We start from the raw sequence: 18,729 nt of genomic DNA, 5'->3' as shown, positions 1-18,729 counted from the left end.
AAATCAAATAATGAAAGATTATATTTTGGTCGGTTTTGGATTTGCTGGCTGTAGCTTGGTGTATCTGTTGGAGAAGCACCAAAAGTCCTTCGTGGTCTTCAGTGAGGATCCTTCCCCTGTGACTACGGTGGCGGGTGCTATGTTCAACCCCATTATTCTCAAGCGTTTTACCCCTGTATGGCGAGTGGAAGAACAGATGTCACTACTTCCTACCTTCTTCTCAGAAATAGAGCGTAAGTTAGCCACCTCTTTCATCTATAAGTTACGGGTATTCCGAAAGTTTACCTCTATTGAGGAGAAGAACAACTGGTTTGTAGCCTCCGATAAGCCTATCCTATCCCAATATCTCTCCACAGAGGTGCTCAGTGGGCTTTCTCCTTATGTGGATACGCCTTTTGGAGTAGGTGAAGTGCTACATACAGGGCTTATCAATACCAGGGTACTTATTCCTGCTTATCAAGAAAAACTACAGAAAGAAGGCGTATATTTCCAAGAAAAATTGGATTATAATGCCTTGGAGATAAAGGAAGATAGCGTTTGTTATAAGGGAATCTCAGCCAAGCGAATTGTCTTCTGCGAGGGCTATGGCATGGTGCACAATCCTTTCTTCAATTACCTTCCTATGGTAGGAAGCAAGGGAGAACTCCTTAGTTTTGAGGCTGATGACCTACAGCTGGACGGGGTACTCAAGTCCGATGGCTTTATTGCTCCTTTAGGAGGGAATACTTTCAAGATAGGTACCACCTATGACAATGATGACAAAGACCCCTCCCCTACTTCTCATGGTAGGCAGGCGCTTATAGAGAAGCTCGAGCGACTCATCAGTTGCCCCTATCGTATCACAGGACAAATGGCAGGTATCCGCCCTACTGTAAAGGATCGTCGTCCCTTAGTAGGCTCCCATCCTAAATACAATAATCTATTCATTCTCAATGGTTTGGGAACTCACGGAGCTCTTTTAGCCCCCTATACGGCTACCGCGCTCTACGATTTTATAGAAAATGGAAAAACAATAGACAAGGAAATGAATATCTCTCGTCATGAACGATTTTTCCTGTAAAAACAGACTATTATTCACACTATAAGAGGTAAATCGGATAAATTTACCTCTTTTTGCATGAAAACAAAGAATTATAATTTATGAAGATATCATATATTTTTCTAACGAGTATCTCATTCGTTTTCAGTAGTTTTATTTATGGACAGGCTACTCCTTCCAAAGACACCCTCTCCATAGTAGCTGTAGGCGATGTAATGATCGGTTCGGGCTTTCCTGCTGGAAATCTTCCCAAGGACGATGCCAAAGGAAGCTTTAAGGCTGTCAAGCCTTATCTAAAAGGGGATATTGTTTTTGGAAACTTAGAAGGAGCTATCTTAGATTCTGGTAATTCAGAAAAGTGTCGAAACTCCAAAGAGGGTACCTGCTATGCTTTCCGTATGCCTGACCGCTATGGAAAAATCCTCAAGGATACGGGCTTCAACCTTATGAGTACGGCCAACAACCATGCTAATGATTTTGGTGAAAAAGGAAGGCGCAATACTGCCCGCATACTCAGTGAGGTAGGGATCTATCATGCTGGCCCTGTCGAAAATAAGTCGGTAGTCTTCGAAAAGGAGGGTATCAAGTATGGCTTTTGTGCCTTTTCACCCAATAGTAACATGCTATCCGTGAACGATTTAGATCAGGCTATTGACTTAGTTAAACAGTTACGTGCTAAAGCCGATATTGTAATTGTATCCTTTCACGCAGGAGCTGAGGGAGCCAAGTATACCCATGTTCCTCGTCAAAACGAATTCTTCTTCGGCGAAAATCGTGGAAATGTATATAAATTTGCCCATGCTGTTATAGATGCAGGTGCCGATATTGTCTTAGGACATGGCCCTCATGTAACTCGTGCTGTGGAGGTCTATAAGAAAAAGTTTATCGCCTATAGTATGGGAAATTTCAATACCTATGGCACCTTCAATCTCAATGGGCCTAATGGAATGGCACCCTTATTGGATATCAAGCTCGACGGTAAAGGTAATTTCCTCTATGCCAAAGTGATTTCTACCCAACAGAGCAAAGCCAATGGCTTAGAATTAGATCCCAACCATAAGGTCTTTGAGGAGATAAAGCGCCTCACCAAGACGGATTTCCCTGAAACTCCTTTGGTTTTCAAAGATAATCACATATGGTTAAGTGAATAAAAAAAGTGATTAGTGAAGCTTATCACGCTTCGCTAATCACTTGAAATAGGAGTTCTATTTCCTCCTTGGTATTATAACTATGCAGACATATCCTCAGGCGTTCCTCTCCCTTAGGTACCGTAGGCGATAGGATGGGTTTTACCCCCATTCCCCTCTGCTGTAGCCGTGCGGCCATTTCCTTGACTCTTTGGCTATCTGGGATAATAAGCCCTTGTATCGCAGAGGTTGAATCTATAAAGTGAAGTCCTTTTTCTTGAGATAATACCTTGGCTTTCTCTCGAAAAAAAGCAATATTCTCATGCAGATAGCCTCGCTCCTTAAGTTCCGGTAAGAGCACATAGGAGGCCATAAGAGTCGCTATACTCTCTGGAGCCGCAGCAGTAGTATAGATGAACGAACGAGCAAAATTGACCAAATAATCTATCACTTCCGCTTGTGCAAGCACAATCGCTCCATGGGCTCCTATCCCTTTGCCAAAGGTAATTAAGCGTAAGAAGATGTCCTGCGCTATCCCTAAGGCTTGACAAAGTCCTGCGCCTTTTTCCCCAAATACCCCCACCGAATGGGCTTCGTCTATAATGATATAAGCTCCATATTGCTGGGCAAGGGCTACCATAGCAGGCAGGTCGGGGGTATCTCCATCCATAGAAAAAACGGCTTCTGTAGCTATATAAAGGGTAGTGGCAGAGGGAGAAAACCGCTTTAGTTTTGCCTGCAAATCTTCTAAGGAATTATGTTTGAACTTAAAGTGCTGTGCCCTATTGAGTTGCAATCCATCTCGGATAGAGGCATGTATATATTGGTCATAGAGTACCACATCTCCCCTTTGAGGAATCGCTGAGAAGATTCCCACATTGGCATCATAACCTGAATTGAAGATAAGTCCTCTTTCGCCAGCATGGAAGCTCGCCAAATAGGTTTCAGCCTCTCTAATCAAAGGATAATTACCCGATAGCAAACGGGAACCGGTACTGCCATTCTGTGGGGAATACTGTTCCAGTATAGCTTGTGCCTTAGTGCGCACCGTTGTATTTTTAGCCAACCCTATATAGTCATTAGAATAGAAATCAATAGCATAACGCTCCATCGATAACTGACGGAGCGTATGGGCTGCTTTTCGCTCTTCAAGCGCCTTTAGTAAGGGATTAGGAATGGGATTCACTTTTATCTTTTGTAAGTATAGATGGTTTTATAATGAATTTTTCTATTAACAAGGTCGTTACCCATGCCCAAAGGGCAGGACATACCCATGAAAGTCCATATTGGTGCAAGGGCAAAGGTACTTCAAAGAATTTATATCCCAATTCTTCTAAGAAAAGAGGTATCGTAGTGATAAAAGTAACTGCTGCAACTGCCTTGAATACATTTTTGGAAGCCAATTTGGCCGGAAGTAAGTGCAAAAATACCAAAGCAATCACGGTTGAATAGAAAAGTACCAACACAGGATAGGCTATCTTGATGATAAAATCTACTCCAAAAGGTGCTACTATAAGGCAATAGATACAAAGAATGGTTACAAATGTTTTATAGGTACGTTCATTGCCTTTAACCAAATCTTTAAAAAATTCAGCTCCTCCGGTGATGATACCCACTGCTGTGGTAAAGCAGGAGATACTTACAGCTATACTAAGTAATACTCCCCCAAAGCCTCCTAATACATGTCTGGTTATGGCCGCCAAAAGAGGAACACGTTGGGTTATTTCAGGAAAATAACCTCCTTGAGAAGCTCCTGTATAGATAAAGCCGGCATAGGTGATAGAGAGCAAAATACCACTGCCTATACCTGCATAGATGGTAAGCTTCTTGACTTGTGTCTTATCAAAAGAATTATCCATGGCCAAGGAAGCTACAATCACCCCTCCTATAATGATTGAGGACATCGCATCATAGGTTTGGTATCCCTCCAAAAGTCCTTTTGAGATAGGATTTTCAAACGATGAGGCTACCACATCTCCTTGGTTAAATATAGCAACTATAATGAGCAAAAGAATAATCCCTACCATAAGGGGAGTAAGATATTTTCCTAACACGTCCAGTATCTTATTGCGCTGAAAACATAAATAACCTACCAATAGAAAATAGACTACATAGAAAACATACATCGCCCAATCTGGCAAATTAGGGGCAAAGGTAGAGGTAATCATCTCATAACTTACCGAAGCGGTACGAGGCATTGGAAAAGCCAAACACATGCCATAGAGCAAGCACCCTAAAATAACCGCTACTATAGGGCTGACCTTCTTGCCAAAATCCAATACAGACCCCTGTAGGCGTGCTTGTACTACAATTCCTAAAATAGGAATTAACACCGCTGAAAGACAGAAAGCTATAGAGACGATGAGCCAATGCGTTCCTGCTTCCTTACCCAAGAGAGGAGGTAGTATAAAATTTCCAGCTCCAAAGAAGATGGAAAACATCGCAAAGGATGTTACAATAATACGTGAAAGTGTGATTTTCATTCTATAAAGATTTAAAAATTAGTACTCTTAATATAGGGGTTCTCCATTGAGATCGGTGGTCAAAGCTCCTGTCATAAAGTCATAAAAGGGGCGCATAGCTAAAAAAGTGGCTACCACTTCCTCTAAGAAATCTGCCTCCAATACTGCCGAGATCGGAAAATCTCGCTTAAGCAAAAATTGCTTCTTGCGTAGGTATTCGATCATCGGATCATCCTTACTGAATCCCTTAGGAGCTGTCTTTACCGCTTCCCCAAAGAGTTGGCCTCCAAAATATTTTTTTATAGGAGCCGAACTCATTATCTGAGAAAAAACAGCTCCCTCAGCGGCTATCTCTTGGCGAATGCGTAAGAGATCTTTGGCTTCAGGATTAAAAAAACCGCCTCCTGCAAAACTTCCCTCAGGACTCAAGTGTAAGTAATACCCCCCGCGATAATGGGGTTGTAGGCGAGGAAAATAAAGCCCAAAATGGGTCTTATAAGGGGGCTTATCCTTTGCAAAACGCAAATCATTATAGATACGATATATCTTGATAGCTCCTAAGTGATCTTTTTCTTTGATACGTTCGTATACTTCTTGAAAAAAGCGACTTGCCTCTCCCTTAGCCACTTCATAGTCCTTTTTATTAGCAGCAAACCATTCTCGATTATTATTTACTGCTAATACAGAGAGGAAAGAAAATATATTGTCTGTTAATTTGGTTAATTTAGTCATTATTATTGAGCGTATAAATCAATTTACTTATGAAAGTGCAAAGATACAATTTTTTAAATATAAACCTACCATTATTTGAAAAAATATTTCTACCTTTGCAACGTTTATAAATTTACCCTATGGAAACCAATCGTCAGAAAAAAATAGCAGGCCTCTTGCAAGAAGATTTAGGGGATATCTTAGGCAGAGCCGTCCAGTCTGGTGGCCTGACCAATCTTATTATATCTGTAACTAAGGTCTCTATTACTGTAGATCTCACCCAAGCAAAGGTATATATCAGCGTATTCCCCAGCGAACAAGGCAAGGAAATCCTCTCGGCTATACAGTCCAACACGGCTCAGATAAAGCATGAGGTAGCACAGCGAGTGCGCTACCAGCTTAGAAAAATGCCTGACCTTAGCTTTTTCTTAGATGACTCCTTGGAATACCTCTCCCAGATAGAACATTCTCTCAAGGGAGAAGAAAACCCTATTGAAAACCCTGAATTGCTGATCAAACGCAAAAAATCTTAGTCTGTTGAAAGCTATTCTCTTCATAGCCTGGCGTTATGTACGCTCCAAAAGCTCACAGAATGTCATCAATATCATCAATCGCATGTCCATCTTTGTCCTAATCATAGGTGGCGCCTCTTTGATGATTGTCTTAGCGGGCTTTTCGGGCTTGAGAACTTTTAGCATGTCCTTTTCCAACTTCTTTGACCCTGACCTGAAGATATTCCCCAAGATTGGAAAAACGTTTGTACTCACCCCTGAGCTACAGCAGCTACTCGATCAGGATCCTACAGTGGCTCACTATAGCAAAGTATTGGAAGAGCGGGTTTTCCTCAATAGTCGAGGGAAGAACTATATCGCCTATATCAAGGGAGTAGATGAGCAATATCCTAAGGTAAATGCCGTAGATAGTATCTTGGTGATCAGCCCCAAGGATTGGCTCCTTTCGGAAGATTATGTGGTGGTGGGCAATAGCATCGCCGAGACACTGAACTTAGGACTTTTCACCAGCACCACTCCCCTACAGATTATTGTACCTAAAGCTGGCAAGGGTAGTATTACTAACACAACAACCCCTTATAGGGAAGAAACGGTCTTACTCTCTGACTATTACCAGGTAACTGAAGATTTAGATAGTAAATATGTCTTCGCTACCTTGCCCTTAGCACAACGCCTTAACGGCCTATCAGAGAATGAGGTCTCTGCTATTGAACTCAAACTATCCAAGGGGATTTCCACCAAAAAAGCGAAGGAACAGCTCCAAGCGCTCTTAGGAAACTCTTTTGTGGTAAAAGACCGTATGGAACTCAATGAAGACCTTTATAAGATGTTCCAAACAGAGAACTTAGCAACTTATCTGATCTTTACCTTGGTGCTTATCGTAGCTTTGTTCAACTTGGTAGGAGCCATTATCATGATGATTTTGGACAAGCGAAAGAACCTATATACGCTTTTTGCCTTGGGCATGACCCAGAAGCAGCTGCGCAGTATTTTCTTCCTACAAGGTACCATTGTGACCCTTTTGGGAGCCGTTGGAGGAGTTGCCTTAGGCCTTGGTATCGCTTGGCTACAGAAGATCTATCCCATGCTATATATCAATCCTAATGCCTCTGTTCCTATCGCCTATCCTATGGATATTCGCCTTCCGGAAATTGTGGTGGTCTTCTTTACCATCCTTATATTAGGAATTGGAGCCTCTGCCATAGGAGCCAGTAGAACTAAAATTAAAGGTCTATAATCAAAGGTTAATTGTTACTTATCAGAGACTTAACACCCTATTCAAAAGTTGAAATTTTTAAATAATTTAATAGATTAGAAATGAAGAAAATCGTTTTATTAGTAAGCAGTATCTTTTGCTTAAGTAGTTGTGCTGATTTGCAAACTATTATGAACAATACCCAACAGAGCAGTGGAAACAGTGCCTTGTCTTCTTTGGATATTTCCAATGGACTCAAACAGGCCTTAGAATTGGGGATTGCCCAAGGAGTGGATCTACTCAGCCAAAAAGATGGCTATTATGGCAATTCATTAGTTAAAATCCTTTTCCCTGAACCGCTCCAAAAAGTAGATAATACGCTAAGAAGTATTGGCTTAGGAAGCCTTGCTGATGAAGGGGTAAAATTACTTAATCGTGCGGCCGAAGATGCAGTAACCGAAGCCAAACCCATCTTTATCAATGCCGTAAAGAACCTTTCTTTCTCAGATGCTACAGCTATTCTCACCGGTGGTAAAGATGCAGCTACCCAATATCTAAAGAAAACAACTACCCAATCCTTAGTAGAGGCTTTTTCTCCTAAAATACAAAGTTCTTTGGGTAAGGTAGGAGCCGATAAAGTATGGTCAAATATCATCGGAAAGTATAACGCAGTCCCCTTAGTGACCAAAGTAAACCCTGACCTCACTGGCTATGTGACTGAAAAGGCTATAGATGGACTTTTTACCCAAATAGCTCAAAAAGAAGAAGATATCCGTACCAATATCGGTTCAAGAACAACCCCGCTCTTACAGAAAGTTTTCGCTAAACAATAAATATAATGATTAATGCCTACAATGATTAATGATTAATATTTTTTAGATGAAAATGTTGATCATTAATCATTGATCATTAATTATTGATTATTAATCATTGATTATTTGCTTTGTTTCCTCAAATTCCTTTAGCCCAACAAATACTTCTTGCCTGCAAGGCAAAGGGTATCCAGCATATCGTCCTTTCTCCTGGTTCGCGTAATGCACCGCTAACCATTGGCTTTGCCAGTGATCCTTTTTTCACTGCTTATAGTATCGTAGATGAGCGTTGTGCGGCCTTTTTTGCCCTTGGCTTAGCCCAGCAGCTTAGAGCGCCGGTTGTAGTGGTCTGCACCTCTGGATCAGCCTTACTGAACTATTATCCTGCGGTCAGTGAGGCGTATTATAGTCATATCCCCTTAGTGGTCATTAGTGCCGATCGCCCTGCTTCCAAGATTGATATAGGCGACGGACAGACGATCCATCAGCGGCATGCACTCGCCTTGCATACTGGTTATAATGCCAACCTTTCCGAGGAGGATAAGGCACTCTCATACAATGCGTATTTGCTTAATGAGGCGCTCAATACAGCAGCCTTACAGCGCTTGCCTGTACATATCAATGCCCCTTTTGAGGAACCGCTGTATCAGACACTCCCCGCGCCAACTGTCCGTTTCCATAACGAGCCGAAAGTCAGCAAACAACCAGCTCTTGATCCTGACAAGCTTCTTCAATTTATCAACGAAGGAAGCTATCCTAAGAAAATGGTACTCATAGGAGTATTGCCCCCTGGTGCTATTGAACAAAAATGGATTGCTTGGCTTGAGAAAGATCCTTCTATTTTAGTACTTACCGAGAACACCGCCAATGTAGTAGCTGATTCTTTTATCGGCATGATTGACACCTTTCTCACCCCTATTGAAAAGGAAAATCTACAGGAACTCCTACGCCCCGATATTCTAATCTCCGTCGGAGGTATGGTGGTATCCAAGAAGATAAAGGAGTTTCTTCGTAAATACCCACCCAAAGCCCACTATTGTATAGATGAACAGGTAGGCTATGACACTTTTTTTGTCCTTACCCATCATTTTAAGACCAATATCAATACTTTTTTAGAGGCTATTGCCCCCAAGCTATCACCTGTGGCTTCTTCCTACAAAGATACTTGGCTGTCTCTCTATAGAAAAACGCTTCAAAAAAGGGAAATGTTCTTAGATACTATTCCTTTCTCGGATATGGCCTCTTATAAGGCTATTTTTGAACATATTCCTACTGCTTACCATATCCAAATCAGCAATAGTGCGCCCATTCGCTATGCTCAACTCTTTTATAGCAAAGCAGATTGGCAGGTGTATTGCAATCGCGGTACTAGTGGAATCGATGGCAGTACTTCTACAGCCATTGGAGCCAGTGTACTAAGCCCATTGCCCACCTTACTTATTACAGGGGACTTAAGCTTTTTCTATAATAGCAATGCCTTATGGTGTAATTACATACCCAAAAACTTTAAAATTATAGTGATAAACAATGCAGGAGGTGGTATTTTCAGGATTTTACCTACGGACAAGGAGACATCCTTCTTCGAAACTTTCCAGGAGACTACCCATTCCCTTACTGCTGAACATCTTTGCAAGATGTATGGCCTTAGCTACCTCCAAGCACAATGTAAAGAGGAGGTACTCAAGGCTTTAGAAGTGTTTTTTAAGGAAAAGGAAAGGCCTATGCTCTTGGAGATTTTCACCCCTAAGGAAGTAAATGCTGGTGTATTGAAAGACTATTTTACCAACTTAATATGATAATTATTTTCGCCTTTAATCAGTTGAAAATAAGAGGGTAAGGATTTGAATATGCTTACATAGTTTTCTTTTCCATAGCTTTTAGGCGTAAAGTCAGGATTTAATCTTTTTAATTCACAGACCACACTATTGAAGGGAGCACCCCGTTCACCTTCCATTTGGTTTTCTACCGCTTGTATCAATATATCTAACTTAGAATTTTTAGTAATCGGTTCAGGCTTAAGAGTCTCTACTTTAGGAGTAGCGGGTGCAACCTCTGGCTTGGGTTCCTCTACAGGAGATACATTTGGAATAAGGTAGGCAAAATCATCTATGTATTTGAATACATGACAGGCATTGACAAAGGGAGTCGGCGTTTGTTTTCTACCTATTCCCATGACAAACTTATTATTCTCTATAAGTTTCATAGCCAGTTGCATAAAATCACTATCACTGGAGACGATGCAAAAGCCCGTAATATGAGACTGGGTATAGAGAAGCTCCATCGCACTGATTACCAAGGAAATATCTGTTGTATTCTTACCCCTCACATGGGTAGGGCTTTGTATAAGCCTAAAGGTAAGATGGGACAGAGGCACATTCCACGAACTGAATTGGGGCGTTGTCCAGTCACCAAAAGCCCACTTGATAATCGGATTTCCATATTGCCTTACTTCCTCTATAATCAAAGGGAGATACTCCAGTTGCGTATTATCTGTATCCAACAGAATCGCAATATTTTTCTCTTTTGTTTCCATAACTATATAGATTTCTTATTTTACGATGGTTTGAAATAATTGGCAGCCTATATGTTTCTTAAAATCGGGGTATGTATTTCTATAGAAAAGATCCCAATAACTGGCAATACGGCTCTCTATACGCTTTTGGTAGAGAGGATTTGCACGAAAGAAATCCCTTAATTTATCACGAGTATCATTAGGAAGTTCGTGGTGAAGCACTTTTACTATTTCTATCACATAATCCCCAAAAAGTTTGGAGATAAAGAGCAAAGCAAAATCTTCTTTTAATGCCAATAATTCCCTTAGATAATGTTCTCTTAAATGACCATTGTAATGACACAAATACAAGCAATTAAGCATTTGCTCCTGAACTAAAGTCAGACTTTGGGTATTGTATTCCCCAAAATAAACTCTTTGAGGCAGCTCCAAGGCTTTCCCATTGAGGCAAACAACCTCTGTCCCTACAGTCCTAAAGTCCTTAGGGTCATTTTGCTGTAGGAAATCTGCTATTTTAGTAGCTTCTCTATGCAAATAAGAGGGAAAAGCACTTTGTATCATTCTTATTTTTGCAAGGGAGTGATATCATATCCTAATGACTGTAAGAAAAGTAAGCCATTTAAGGCAGCTATTTTTTGAGTACCTGTCCAACCTTGTATTTCTGCCCAATCTATAAGTTTGGGGATATATTTAGGTTCATTAAGATTGATGAGATCCTCGGTTTGTGTAGTTTTATTGAGTAATTTGATATTTCCATTGAGGGGTTGCCCCATAAACTCATCTTCAAAAGTGATAAAATCAATACACAAGGGCGTATTCTTCTCACCACTTAAGAAAATATGCACCGAAAGTAGTGAGTTATGATCCCCTTTCCTATTATAAGCGGTATCTACCCTATACAAATATTCCTTGTCTTTATGAACTAACTTTCGGAGTTTCTGTTTCATAGTGAGGGATTTGTAGAAATGGTTTTTATAATATGCCCCAATAGTTGTAAAAATACTTTCCTATCAAAATTATTGTTTAGAATAGTGCTACCAACGGTCTTGTACCACCATTGTTCTTCTATAGCAGTTTGCATAGCTTTGAGTTGTGTTATCACAGTTTCAGCAGAGAGTCCTGCAAGCGCCTTGTGGATATCCTCAGGCATAAACGAAAACGCCTCAATACCACAACACTCCCTTACACATTCTACCTCCAACTTATCAAAAAAAGCATTTAGCAGTGCAATATAAGGATCAAGATCTAACAGCTTCCCATTGTAATCTACTGGGAGTTCTTCGATAAATAGGTTATTGCCAATAAGGATGGGCATAAGGGTGTTTAATTTTTAGCAGTATACTTTTCTTTAATATAATCAGCTACTTTATCTATTTCAGGGAATAAAGTGCTTTTGTTTATTCCTAAATTGCTTAATTCGTCTTTAATATCTTTCTTATTTGAACTTTTAATTATCAACCTTTCTTTTGATGTAGACTTTTTTCCTCTTATTATCCAGTTGTTTTCTACTTTAGGCATTTCTTTATTTTTTTCTTTAACACCAAATATTAAGAAAGCTCCATATTGTCTTACAATACGAGGATTATCTAATTTTGGTTTGATAGCAAAAACACTTCTTATATCATTAGGATTTATAATAGGTTTGAAATAGGACTTGTCTTCTCTAATATAATGTAATAAATTGGAAAAATAGTAATTATTTAAAGCAGGAATAATAACTTCCTTTACTCTATAGTTATATGCACTACTAATTTCTACTAATAATTTATTATATAAACAATCTAAATCTGATAAATTTGGTAAATCTAATAATTTTGTTCCCTTATATTCAATAATTAGTTTCTCTATTATAGTTTCAACATTCTTTTCTAAATCTTCCTTTTTTAATTGTTCTGTTTTTTTTGCAATAATATCCCTTTTACTTTCTAAAAAAGAAATAATACTTTCCTTATTAGTGTTAGAGCATTTTTCTATATCCTTTTTAAATAAATTCTTTATTCTTTCTTTATTCTCTTCTAAATCTAAAAAAATTTTTTTCTTGTACCTGAAATTATTCTTACATTTAGCAAGATTAGCTAAAATAGTAACCTTATCACTATCAAAATAACAAGTAGTTTCTTCAGGTATATCAAAAACTATAACTTCTCCATCTTTATCTTCATCTCCAACACAAGCAAAATAAAGAGCTACTAAAGGATTGGTTGTTAAATCTAATATCCGTGTAGGAACTCCATAATGTTGCATTAGTACTAATGATTCTATGGTATTTTTCCCTTTAAAATCATAAGGTATTTTAGCAATAGTCTCTCTATAGATTTTATCTTCATTCTCTATATAAAGAAAGACTCTTTTTTCATTCTTTCTATAAATAGAAGGCTCTAATTCATAAGCTTCATTAGAATGTCCTCTATAGAATAAAGAATTTCCTTCTTTACTTTCTATTTTTTTTAATTGTTCTAAAAAATCACCTATATTCTCTATAATCATTAAATTCAATTTAAAAACATTGTAAAATTGTAAATTAATACATTATAATCATATGTTTTCTAGTATACAATCATAACATAGAGGAGTGGATTTACTTATATTTGTTTTTTTCTTCCCACAACAATGACAATAGCTCTCTATATAATCTGGATTTTTGTATTCATTCCATTGATAAAAACATCTTTTGCAAAGAGGTATATTTTTATTAAAAGGTATTTCTGTATTACATCGAATACAATGCCCTTTTTCCTTTTTGCTTATTATTTCTATCTCATTTGACTTATTTACATAATTTTCTTTTGGAAAGGAGGTATAATTAATCTTTTTCAAATCTTTTAAACCCTTTCCATTCCATATTTCTTCAAATAAGTTTAAATGAATTGTAAATCCTACAAGATCCTTTAGAAGACCAAAATATTTTTTACGATAATTAGGTCTTTTTACAAATATTGTTTTCCCTTCCTTTTCTATTATATTCAATATATCCTTTTTAGAAGAATTGAAAAAATTATTTTTATAAACAATATTTTTAAGGAAATTTCTTTTTGAAAGGACTCCAAATTCTATATTATTTTTTAAGGAATACTCTATCAAATTCATTGATGTAGAAATTGATTGTTTCCCATTATAATAGTATTTACCATGCAATTCTGGAATATAAACAATAGTGATATTAGGGAATTTTAAAAAGAATTCTATATCTTCTTTTTTAAAACTTTTCTCCATATCATTTTCATTTTTACCAAATACTATTATAATATGTAGGCTTGAATTATTAGGGTGTACCTTAAAAATTTTTTCTTTCAGGTCTTTGCTTAATTGAATATAAGGGGAAACTATTATTAGTTCTTTTTCAGCCATAGATATTGTATTATATATGGCTTTTTGTAATTTTTCTCCAACTAAATGTTTCATACTAAATTAGATTTATTTGTTTACATAACCCTCAGTCATTCAGCTTGAGCACCGCCATAAAGGCACTTTGTGGAATCTCTACGTTGCCGACTTGGCGCATACGTTTCTTACCGGCTTTCTGTTTCTCTAAGAGCTTGCGTTTACGCGAGATGTCCCCTCCGTAACATTTGGCAGTAACGTCCTTACGCAAGGCTTTGATAGTCTCACGGGAGATGATTTTAGCCCCAATAGCCGCCTGTATCGGGATATCAAACTGCTGACGTGGGATTAGCTCACGGAGCTTCTCACACATCTTCTTGCCAATGTTATAAGCATTATCAGCATGGATAAGGGCCGAAAGTGCATCTACCGACTGAGAGTTGATAAGAATATCTACCTTTACCAGATTAGAAGCGCGCATGCCTATAGGCGAATAGTCAAAGGAGGCATACCCCTTGCTGACGGTCTTCAGGCGGTCGTAGAAGTCAAATACGATTTCGGCCAAGGGCATATCAAAGTTCAGCTCTACACGCTCAGGGGTGAGGTAGTGCTGGTGGGTGATGATCCCACGCTTTTCTATACAGAGCGACATGACCTGACCGATAAAATCGGCCTTAGTGATAATACTTGCCTTGATATAGGGCTCCTCTACACGGTCTATTTTGGAAGGATCGGGAAGGTCGGAAGGGTTATTGACAATAATAGGTTTTTCAGGCTCTTTCTTGGTGAAGGCATGATAACTTACGTTGGGCACGGTAGTAATCACGGTCATGCCAAACTCACGCTCCAAACGCTCTTGTACGATTTCCAAATGCAACATTCCTAAGAAACCACAGCGGAAACCAAAGCCCAAAGCAGCCGAACTCTCGGGGGTAAAGACAAGCGAAGCATCATTGAGCTGGAGCTTTTCCATAGAGGCGCGTAGCTCTTCGTAGTCTTCCGTATCTACGGGGTAAATACCTGCAAAGACCATCGGTTTCACGTTCTCAAAGCCGTCAATAGCCTCCTTACAGCCATCGACTGCCGAGGTAATGGTGTCCCCCACTTTCACCTCGCGCGCATCCTTGATACCAGTGATAAGGTAGCCCACATCGCCGGTAGAGATCACAGGCTTAGGTACTTGGTTGAGCTTGAGGGTACCTACCTCATCAGCATCGTAAGTCTTGCCATTGGACATGAACTTGATTTTCTGCCCCTTGCGTATCTCACCATTCATCACTCGGAAGTAAGTCTCCACCCCACGGAAAGAGTTGTACACCGAGTCGAAGATAAGCGCTTGTAGCGGTGCTTTAGGGTCACCCTTAGGGGCAGGGATACGCTCTATAATGGCCTCCAAAATAGCCTCTACCCCTAAGCCTGTTTTTCCACTGGCTGGGATAATATCCTCTGGGGAGCAACCGAGAAGGTCTACGATGTCATCTTTCACCTCCTCTGGGTTGGCACTCGGTAGGTCTATTTTGTTAAGGACAGGAATGATTTCCAAGTTGTTTTCCAAGGCCAAGTAAAGGTTGGAAATGGTCTGTGCCTGAATACTTTGAGCAGCATCTACGATAAGGAGCGCCCCCTCACAGGCAGCAATAGAGCGGGACACCTCATAGGAGAAATCCACATGGCCTGGGGTATCAATAAGGTTGAGGATATATTTCTCGCCTTTATACACATATTCCATTTGGATGGCGTGGCTTTTGATGGTAATACCACGTTCGCGCTCCAAATCCATGTTGTCAAGCAATTGGTCTTGCTTTTCACGTTCGGTTACGGTTTGGGTAAAGTCAAGCAGACGGTCGGCTAAGGTACTCTTGCCGTGATCGATATGTGCAATGATGCAGAAATTACGGATATTTTTCATTCGTTCCTTTTAGTTATTAATCATTAGTTGTTAGTTGTTCGTATCCAATAACTAATCACTAACAACTAATAACTGTTCAAGGGGCAAAGATACATTATTTTTTTGGATTATAAAAGAAAAAAGCTACCCCATAGGATAGCTCTTTGTTCCTTTGTAAAAAATACGATTAAGCGGCTTTTTTGGAAGCACAGCAAGATTTTTTACCGTCTTTCTTGCAATCTTCTTTTTTGTCGGAAGCTACACCGCTTTGGTCTTTTCCACAAGACTTGCCGTCTTTACCTTTGCCGTCTTTGCAGCAAGATTTGCCTTCTTTACCATCTTTGCAGCAGGCTTTACCTTCCTTGCAGCAAGATTTTTCATCTTTGCTATTTTTACAACAATTTTTGCTGTCTTTGCAGCATTTTTTGTTGTTTTCATCGCAAGATGGTTTCTCATCTTTGTGACAAGCTACTTTCTCTGCGCCTTCTTTATGGCATGAAGCTCCTTCTTTTTTGTCTTTGCAGCAAGCTTTAGTAGTAGCTTTCTCTGGTTGTACTTGTTGGCTATTGTCCTGTGCACTCATGGCAAGAGGTGCCATAGCCATCACGAATAACATGAACAAACGTTTCATAGGATGTTGTATTAAATTCGCTGCAAAGGTATAAAAAAATAATGATATAGGAGTAGTTTTTTTGGGAAAATTGTAGTACTTTTGTGTTTTAAAACAGCTTAACTTATGAAAATCAACTTAAAACGTATTTATCAGGCCAAAGAGAATTCGGATGGTTTTCGTATTTTGGTGGATAAAATCTACCCTCGTGGTATCAAAAAGGAGAACTTGGATGTGGATCTGTGGGACAAAGAGATAGCCCCCTCCGATACGCTGCGCAAGGCTTTCCATGCAAGTGATGACTTTGAAACTTTCAAGACTTCCTACTGGGAGGAGCTCTCTGGCAATCCACATACTGCTGATTTCCTACAACTCCTTCAGGGGAAAGAGGTCATTACGCTCCTTACCGCAAGCAAGGACGTCAATCACTGCCAACTCCCTATTCTTCAAGAATTTATAGAGGCTTCCATTTCCAAAGAGCCTTCGTAAATAAGGAGAGAACCTACCGAAGATTTCGATAGGTTCTTTCTTTTGTAAAACTTAAATCATAATTATTCCTATAATTTAGGTGCTCCTTTGAGTACTTCTGCATCAGCACCAGCTTCGAATTTCTTGAAGTTTTCTACAAAGGCTTCGGCCAATTCTCTAGATTTGGCAGCGAATTGTGCTTTGTCATCCCAAGTATTTTCAGGGTTGAGGATGCTTTGGTCAGATACTGTAGCGCAAGATTGAGGTACTTGGAATCCGAAGATAGGAAGTTCCTTGAACTCTACTTGGTTGAGCGCTCCTGTAAGGGCAGCTGTGATAAGGGCACGTGTATCTTTGAGGCTGCAACGTTTCATCTTACCGTTGTATCCGGTATTGACAAGCCATACATTTACTCCTGATTCTTTGATTTTTGCAGCCAACATTTTTCCATATTCAGCTGGGTGCAATGGCATGAAGGCCGCACCGAAACAAGCAGAGAATGTTTTTTGAGGAGTGGTGATACCTACTTCTGTACCTGCTACCTTAGAGGTATATCCAGAGATGAATTGGTAAGCAGCTTGATTAGGAGTAAGCTTAGAGATAGGAGGCAATACGCCGTAAGCATCGAAAGTAAGGAAGAAGATGTTTTTAGGATTATGTCCTATAGAGCCTGGTTGAATATTGGCAATGTGATAAATAGGGTAAGAAACACGAGTGTTTTCAGTGATATCAGTACGAGAGAAGTCCACCACACCCTTATCATCCATAATTACGTTTTCAAGGATCGCTCCTTTTTTGATAGCTCCGAAGATTTCAGGCTCTTTTTCAGCAGTAAGGTCAATTACCTTAGCATAGCAACCCCCTTCGAAGTTGAATACGGTGTTTTCAGGAGTCCAACCATGTTCGTCATCACCGATGAGGTGGCGGTTAGGGTCAGCTGAAAGAGTGGTTTTACCAGTACCTGAAAGACCGAAGAAGATAGCGGTATCCCCATCTTTACCTACGTTAGCAGAACAGTGCATTGGCATTGTATTGCGGAATACAGGTAGTTCAAAATTCATGGCAGAGAAGATACCTTTTTTGATCTCTCCGGTGTATCCTGTACCACCGATAAGGGCAATCTTACGAGTGAAGTTCAAGATAGCGAAGTTACCTTGGCGAGTGCCATCTACTGCTGGATCAGCCAAGAAGCTAGGAGCATTGATCACCAACCAATCTTCTTTGAATCCAGCCAGTTCGCTGTCCTCTATACGAAGGAACATATTGTTGGCAAAGAGGTTACTCCAAGGAAGCTCTGTAATCGTACGTACATTGGTGCGATATTTAGGATCCGCACATACATAGCCATCATGTACATACACTTCTTTGTTAGATAAGAAAGCTACTACTTTTTCATAAAGAGCATCGAACTTCTCAGGAGCAAATGGAATGTTGATTTTTCCCCACCATACACGGTCTTTGGTAATAGCATCTTCCACAATAAAGCGGTCTTGAGGAGAACGTCCTGTGAATTTTCCTGTATTCACTGCCAAAGCTCCAGAGGAGGCTTCTTTTCCTAATCCCTTAGATAGTGTTTCTGCATGTAACTCATCTGCGGAAAGTTGGTAACGCACATTAGCGCCTTTGATTCCATATTTGTCTATGGAAAGAGTTTTTGTACTCATAGAAAAAACTTTTAATTATAATATAATCAGTTAAAAAGCAATCCATTTGAAGGATTTTGTGTAGGACAAAGGTACAACTTTTTTTCGCAATATCAAAGCATTTTCCTATATTTTTTTTGTTAAGTATCATAGTGAGTTAAGGGCTATTGGATTATAGAATTAAAGAGGGTCAGAGTCGAAGAATTTAAGCCAACTAAAACTTTTATCACTCCTTATTTCTACAATTTTTAACAAATCTTTTTATTGTGCAAATTCTTACTTCTCCCTCCTGCTTTCCTTGACTTCACCCCCTCAAATGTTGTAATTTTGCAGAGTCAGTTATTAGTGGTTAGTGGTTAGTGGTTAGTGGTTAGTTTTTAGGGGTCACCATTAACAATTGACCATTAATTTTTCACTTTTCACTATTCA

Annotated in this window: 19 protein-coding genes; 7 read left to right on the top strand and 12 right to left on the bottom strand. The window is 39.4% G+C overall.

The genetic code is table 11. The features are described from left to right. Positions 1–10 precede the first annotated feature (10 nt). A complete protein-coding gene (locus HMPREF1551_RS02485) occupies positions 11–1,060 on the top strand; it encodes an NAD(P)/FAD-dependent oxidoreductase (protein WP_021627447.1) in 1,050 nt (349 codons plus the stop codon). Positions 1,061–1,140: 80 nt separating this feature from the next. Then, entirely contained in the window at positions 1,141–2,190 is a 1,050-nt protein-coding gene (locus HMPREF1551_RS02480; RefSeq protein WP_021627446.1) for a CapA family protein, read from the top strand. A 22-nt stretch (positions 2,191–2,212) separates the two neighbouring features. On the opposite strand, the gene HMPREF1551_RS02475 is transcribed toward HMPREF1551_RS02480, so the two are convergent. The 3 genes from HMPREF1551_RS02475 to HMPREF1551_RS02465 are packed head-to-tail and all read right to left on the bottom strand — an operon-like array spanning position 2,213 to position 5,360. Then, the gene (locus HMPREF1551_RS02475) at positions 2,213–3,352 is read right to left on the bottom strand and encodes an aminotransferase class I/II-fold pyridoxal phosphate-dependent enzyme (protein WP_021627445.1); all 1,140 of its coding nucleotides are present in this window, start codon (positions 3,350–3,352) and stop codon (positions 2,213–2,215) included. Further along, on the bottom strand, positions 3,336–4,649 hold the full coding sequence (gene brnQ, locus HMPREF1551_RS02470; protein ID WP_021627444.1) for a branched-chain amino acid transport system II carrier protein: 1,314 nt from the start codon (positions 4,647–4,649) through the stop codon (positions 3,336–3,338). The genes HMPREF1551_RS02475 and brnQ overlap by 17 nt, the downstream gene beginning before the upstream one ends. A gap of 27 nt (positions 4,650–4,676) precedes the next feature. Next, complete coding sequence (locus HMPREF1551_RS02465; RefSeq protein ID WP_021627443.1) at positions 4,677–5,360, bottom strand: DUF2461 domain-containing protein; 684 nt, start codon at positions 5,358–5,360, stop codon at positions 4,677–4,679. Between the two features lie 119 nt (positions 5,361–5,479). Between HMPREF1551_RS02465 and rbfA the strand changes: the two genes are divergently transcribed. The 4 genes from rbfA (at position 5,480) to menD (ending at position 9,654) form a co-directional block, all read left to right on the top strand. Next, positions 5,480–5,872: a 30S ribosome-binding factor RbfA gene (gene rbfA, locus HMPREF1551_RS02460; protein ID WP_021627442.1), complete on the top strand. Its 393-nt coding sequence runs from the start codon at positions 5,480–5,482 to the stop codon at positions 5,870–5,872. Positions 5,873–5,876: 4 nt separating this feature from the next. Then, entirely contained in the window at positions 5,877–7,088 is a 1,212-nt protein-coding gene (locus HMPREF1551_RS02455) for an ABC transporter permease (RefSeq protein WP_034544167.1), read from the top strand. 80 nt (positions 7,089–7,168) lie between these two features. After that, positions 7,169–7,879, top strand: a complete 711-nt coding sequence (locus HMPREF1551_RS02450) for a DUF4197 domain-containing protein (protein WP_021627439.1) — start codon at positions 7,169–7,171, stop codon at positions 7,877–7,879. Between the two features lie 110 nt (positions 7,880–7,989). Beyond that, on the top strand, positions 7,990–9,654 hold the full coding sequence (menD, locus tag HMPREF1551_RS02445) for a 2-succinyl-5-enolpyruvyl-6-hydroxy-3-cyclohexene-1-carboxylic-acid synthase (protein WP_021627438.1): 1,665 nt from the start codon (positions 7,990–7,992) through the stop codon (positions 9,652–9,654). On the opposite strand, the gene HMPREF1551_RS02440 is transcribed toward menD, so the two are convergent. The 8 genes from HMPREF1551_RS02440 to HMPREF1551_RS02400 all read right to left on the bottom strand — a co-directional run bounded on the left by HMPREF1551_RS02440 (position 9,633) and on the right by HMPREF1551_RS02400 (position 16,210). Beyond that, a complete protein-coding gene (locus HMPREF1551_RS02440; RefSeq protein ID WP_021627437.1) occupies positions 9,633–10,391 on the bottom strand; it encodes an NYN domain-containing protein in 759 nt (252 codons plus the stop codon). The genes menD and HMPREF1551_RS02440 overlap by 22 nt on opposite strands. 15 nt (positions 10,392–10,406) lie before the next feature. Beyond that, entirely contained in the window at positions 10,407–10,931 is a 525-nt protein-coding gene (locus HMPREF1551_RS02435; RefSeq protein WP_021627436.1) for a hypothetical protein, read from the bottom strand. A 2-nt stretch (positions 10,932–10,933) separates the two neighbouring features. Beyond that, entirely contained in the window at positions 10,934–11,317 is a 384-nt protein-coding gene (locus HMPREF1551_RS02430) for a hypothetical protein (RefSeq protein ID WP_021627435.1), read from the bottom strand. Then, positions 11,314–11,685 (bottom strand): DUF6331 family protein, encoded by a 372-nt coding sequence (locus HMPREF1551_RS02425; protein WP_021627434.1) that lies wholly within the window; start codon positions 11,683–11,685, stop codon positions 11,314–11,316. The genes HMPREF1551_RS02430 and HMPREF1551_RS02425 overlap by 4 nt, the downstream gene beginning before the upstream one ends. A gap of 8 nt (positions 11,686–11,693) precedes the next feature. Continuing rightward, positions 11,694–12,857, bottom strand: a complete 1,164-nt coding sequence (locus HMPREF1551_RS13090; protein ID WP_021627433.1) for an FRG domain-containing protein — start codon at positions 12,855–12,857, stop codon at positions 11,694–11,696. 48 nt (positions 12,858–12,905) lie between these two features. After that, entirely contained in the window at positions 12,906–13,772 is an 867-nt protein-coding gene (locus tag HMPREF1551_RS02410) for a phospholipase D-like domain-containing protein (protein WP_021627432.1), read from the bottom strand. Positions 13,773–13,803: 31 nt separating this feature from the next. Further along, positions 13,804–15,600 carry a translation elongation factor 4 gene (gene lepA / locus HMPREF1551_RS02405; RefSeq protein ID WP_021627431.1) on the bottom strand — a complete coding sequence of 599 codons (1,797 nt, stop codon included), beginning with the start codon at positions 15,598–15,600 and terminating at the stop codon, positions 13,804–13,806. A 166-nt stretch (positions 15,601–15,766) separates the two neighbouring features. After that, on the bottom strand, positions 15,767–16,210 hold the full coding sequence (locus HMPREF1551_RS02400) for a hypothetical protein (RefSeq protein WP_021627430.1): 444 nt from the start codon (positions 16,208–16,210) through the stop codon (positions 15,767–15,769). Positions 16,211–16,315: 105 nt separating this feature from the next. On the opposite strand from HMPREF1551_RS02400, the gene HMPREF1551_RS02395 reads away from it, so the two are divergent. Then, complete coding sequence (locus HMPREF1551_RS02395; RefSeq protein WP_021627429.1) at positions 16,316–16,678, top strand: DUF488 domain-containing protein; 363 nt, start codon at positions 16,316–16,318, stop codon at positions 16,676–16,678. A 68-nt stretch (positions 16,679–16,746) separates the two neighbouring features. Here the strand turns inward: HMPREF1551_RS02395 and pckA are convergent, their stop codons facing one another. Further along, positions 16,747–18,321 carry a phosphoenolpyruvate carboxykinase (ATP) gene (gene pckA / locus HMPREF1551_RS02390; RefSeq protein WP_021627428.1) on the bottom strand — a complete coding sequence of 525 codons (1,575 nt, stop codon included), beginning with the start codon at positions 18,319–18,321 and terminating at the stop codon, positions 16,747–16,749. Positions 18,322–18,729: the final 408 nt, after the last annotated feature.

This window comes from Capnocytophaga sp. oral taxon 863 str. F0517 (assembly GCF_000466425.1).
GTDB lineage: Bacteria > Bacteroidota > Bacteroidia > Flavobacteriales > Flavobacteriaceae > Capnocytophaga.
The sequence above is the reverse complement of the archived record's forward strand: the minus strand, read 5'-3'. Positions and strand labels throughout refer to the sequence as shown.

What these genes read in the sequence shown, in the direction of transcription:
- HMPREF1551_RS02400 (WP_021627430.1), bottom strand. Translation starts at nt 16,210, where the DNA reads ATGAAACGTTTGTTCATGTTATTCGTGATGGCTATGGCACCTCTTGCC.
- pckA (WP_021627428.1), bottom strand. Translation starts at nt 18,321, where the DNA reads ATGAGTACAAAAACTCTTTCCATAGACAAATATGGAATCAAAGGCGCT.
- HMPREF1551_RS02410 (WP_021627432.1), bottom strand. Translation starts at nt 13,772, where the DNA reads ATGAAACATTTAGTTGGAGAAAAATTACAAAAAGCCATATATAATACA.
- HMPREF1551_RS02435 (WP_021627436.1), bottom strand. Translation starts at nt 10,931, where the DNA reads ATGATACAAAGTGCTTTTCCCTCTTATTTGCATAGAGAAGCTACTAAA.
- HMPREF1551_RS02485 (WP_021627447.1), top strand. Translation starts at nt 11, where the DNA reads ATGAAAGATTATATTTTGGTCGGTTTTGGATTTGCTGGCTGTAGCTTG.
- HMPREF1551_RS02425 (WP_021627434.1), bottom strand. Translation starts at nt 11,685, where the DNA reads ATGCCCATCCTTATTGGCAATAACCTATTTATCGAAGAACTCCCAGTA.
- HMPREF1551_RS02480 (WP_021627446.1), top strand. Translation starts at nt 1,141, where the DNA reads ATGAAGATATCATATATTTTTCTAACGAGTATCTCATTCGTTTTCAGT.
- HMPREF1551_RS02395 (WP_021627429.1), top strand. Translation starts at nt 16,316, where the DNA reads ATGAAAATCAACTTAAAACGTATTTATCAGGCCAAAGAGAATTCGGAT.
- HMPREF1551_RS13090 (WP_021627433.1), bottom strand. Translation starts at nt 12,857, where the DNA reads ATGATTATAGAGAATATAGGTGATTTTTTAGAACAATTAAAAAAAATA.
- HMPREF1551_RS02465 (WP_021627443.1), bottom strand. Translation starts at nt 5,360, where the DNA reads ATGACTAAATTAACCAAATTAACAGACAATATATTTTCTTTCCTCTCT.
- HMPREF1551_RS02450 (WP_021627439.1), top strand. Translation starts at nt 7,169, where the DNA reads ATGAAGAAAATCGTTTTATTAGTAAGCAGTATCTTTTGCTTAAGTAGT.
- brnQ (WP_021627444.1), bottom strand. Translation starts at nt 4,649, where the DNA reads ATGAAAATCACACTTTCACGTATTATTGTAACATCCTTTGCGATGTTT.
- HMPREF1551_RS02440 (WP_021627437.1), bottom strand. Translation starts at nt 10,391, where the DNA reads ATGGAAACAAAAGAGAAAAATATTGCGATTCTGTTGGATACAGATAAT.
- HMPREF1551_RS02430 (WP_021627435.1), bottom strand. Translation starts at nt 11,317, where the DNA reads ATGAAACAGAAACTCCGAAAGTTAGTTCATAAAGACAAGGAATATTTG.
- lepA (WP_021627431.1), bottom strand. Translation starts at nt 15,600, where the DNA reads ATGAAAAATATCCGTAATTTCTGCATCATTGCACATATCGATCACGGC.
- rbfA (WP_021627442.1), top strand. Translation starts at nt 5,480, where the DNA reads ATGGAAACCAATCGTCAGAAAAAAATAGCAGGCCTCTTGCAAGAAGAT.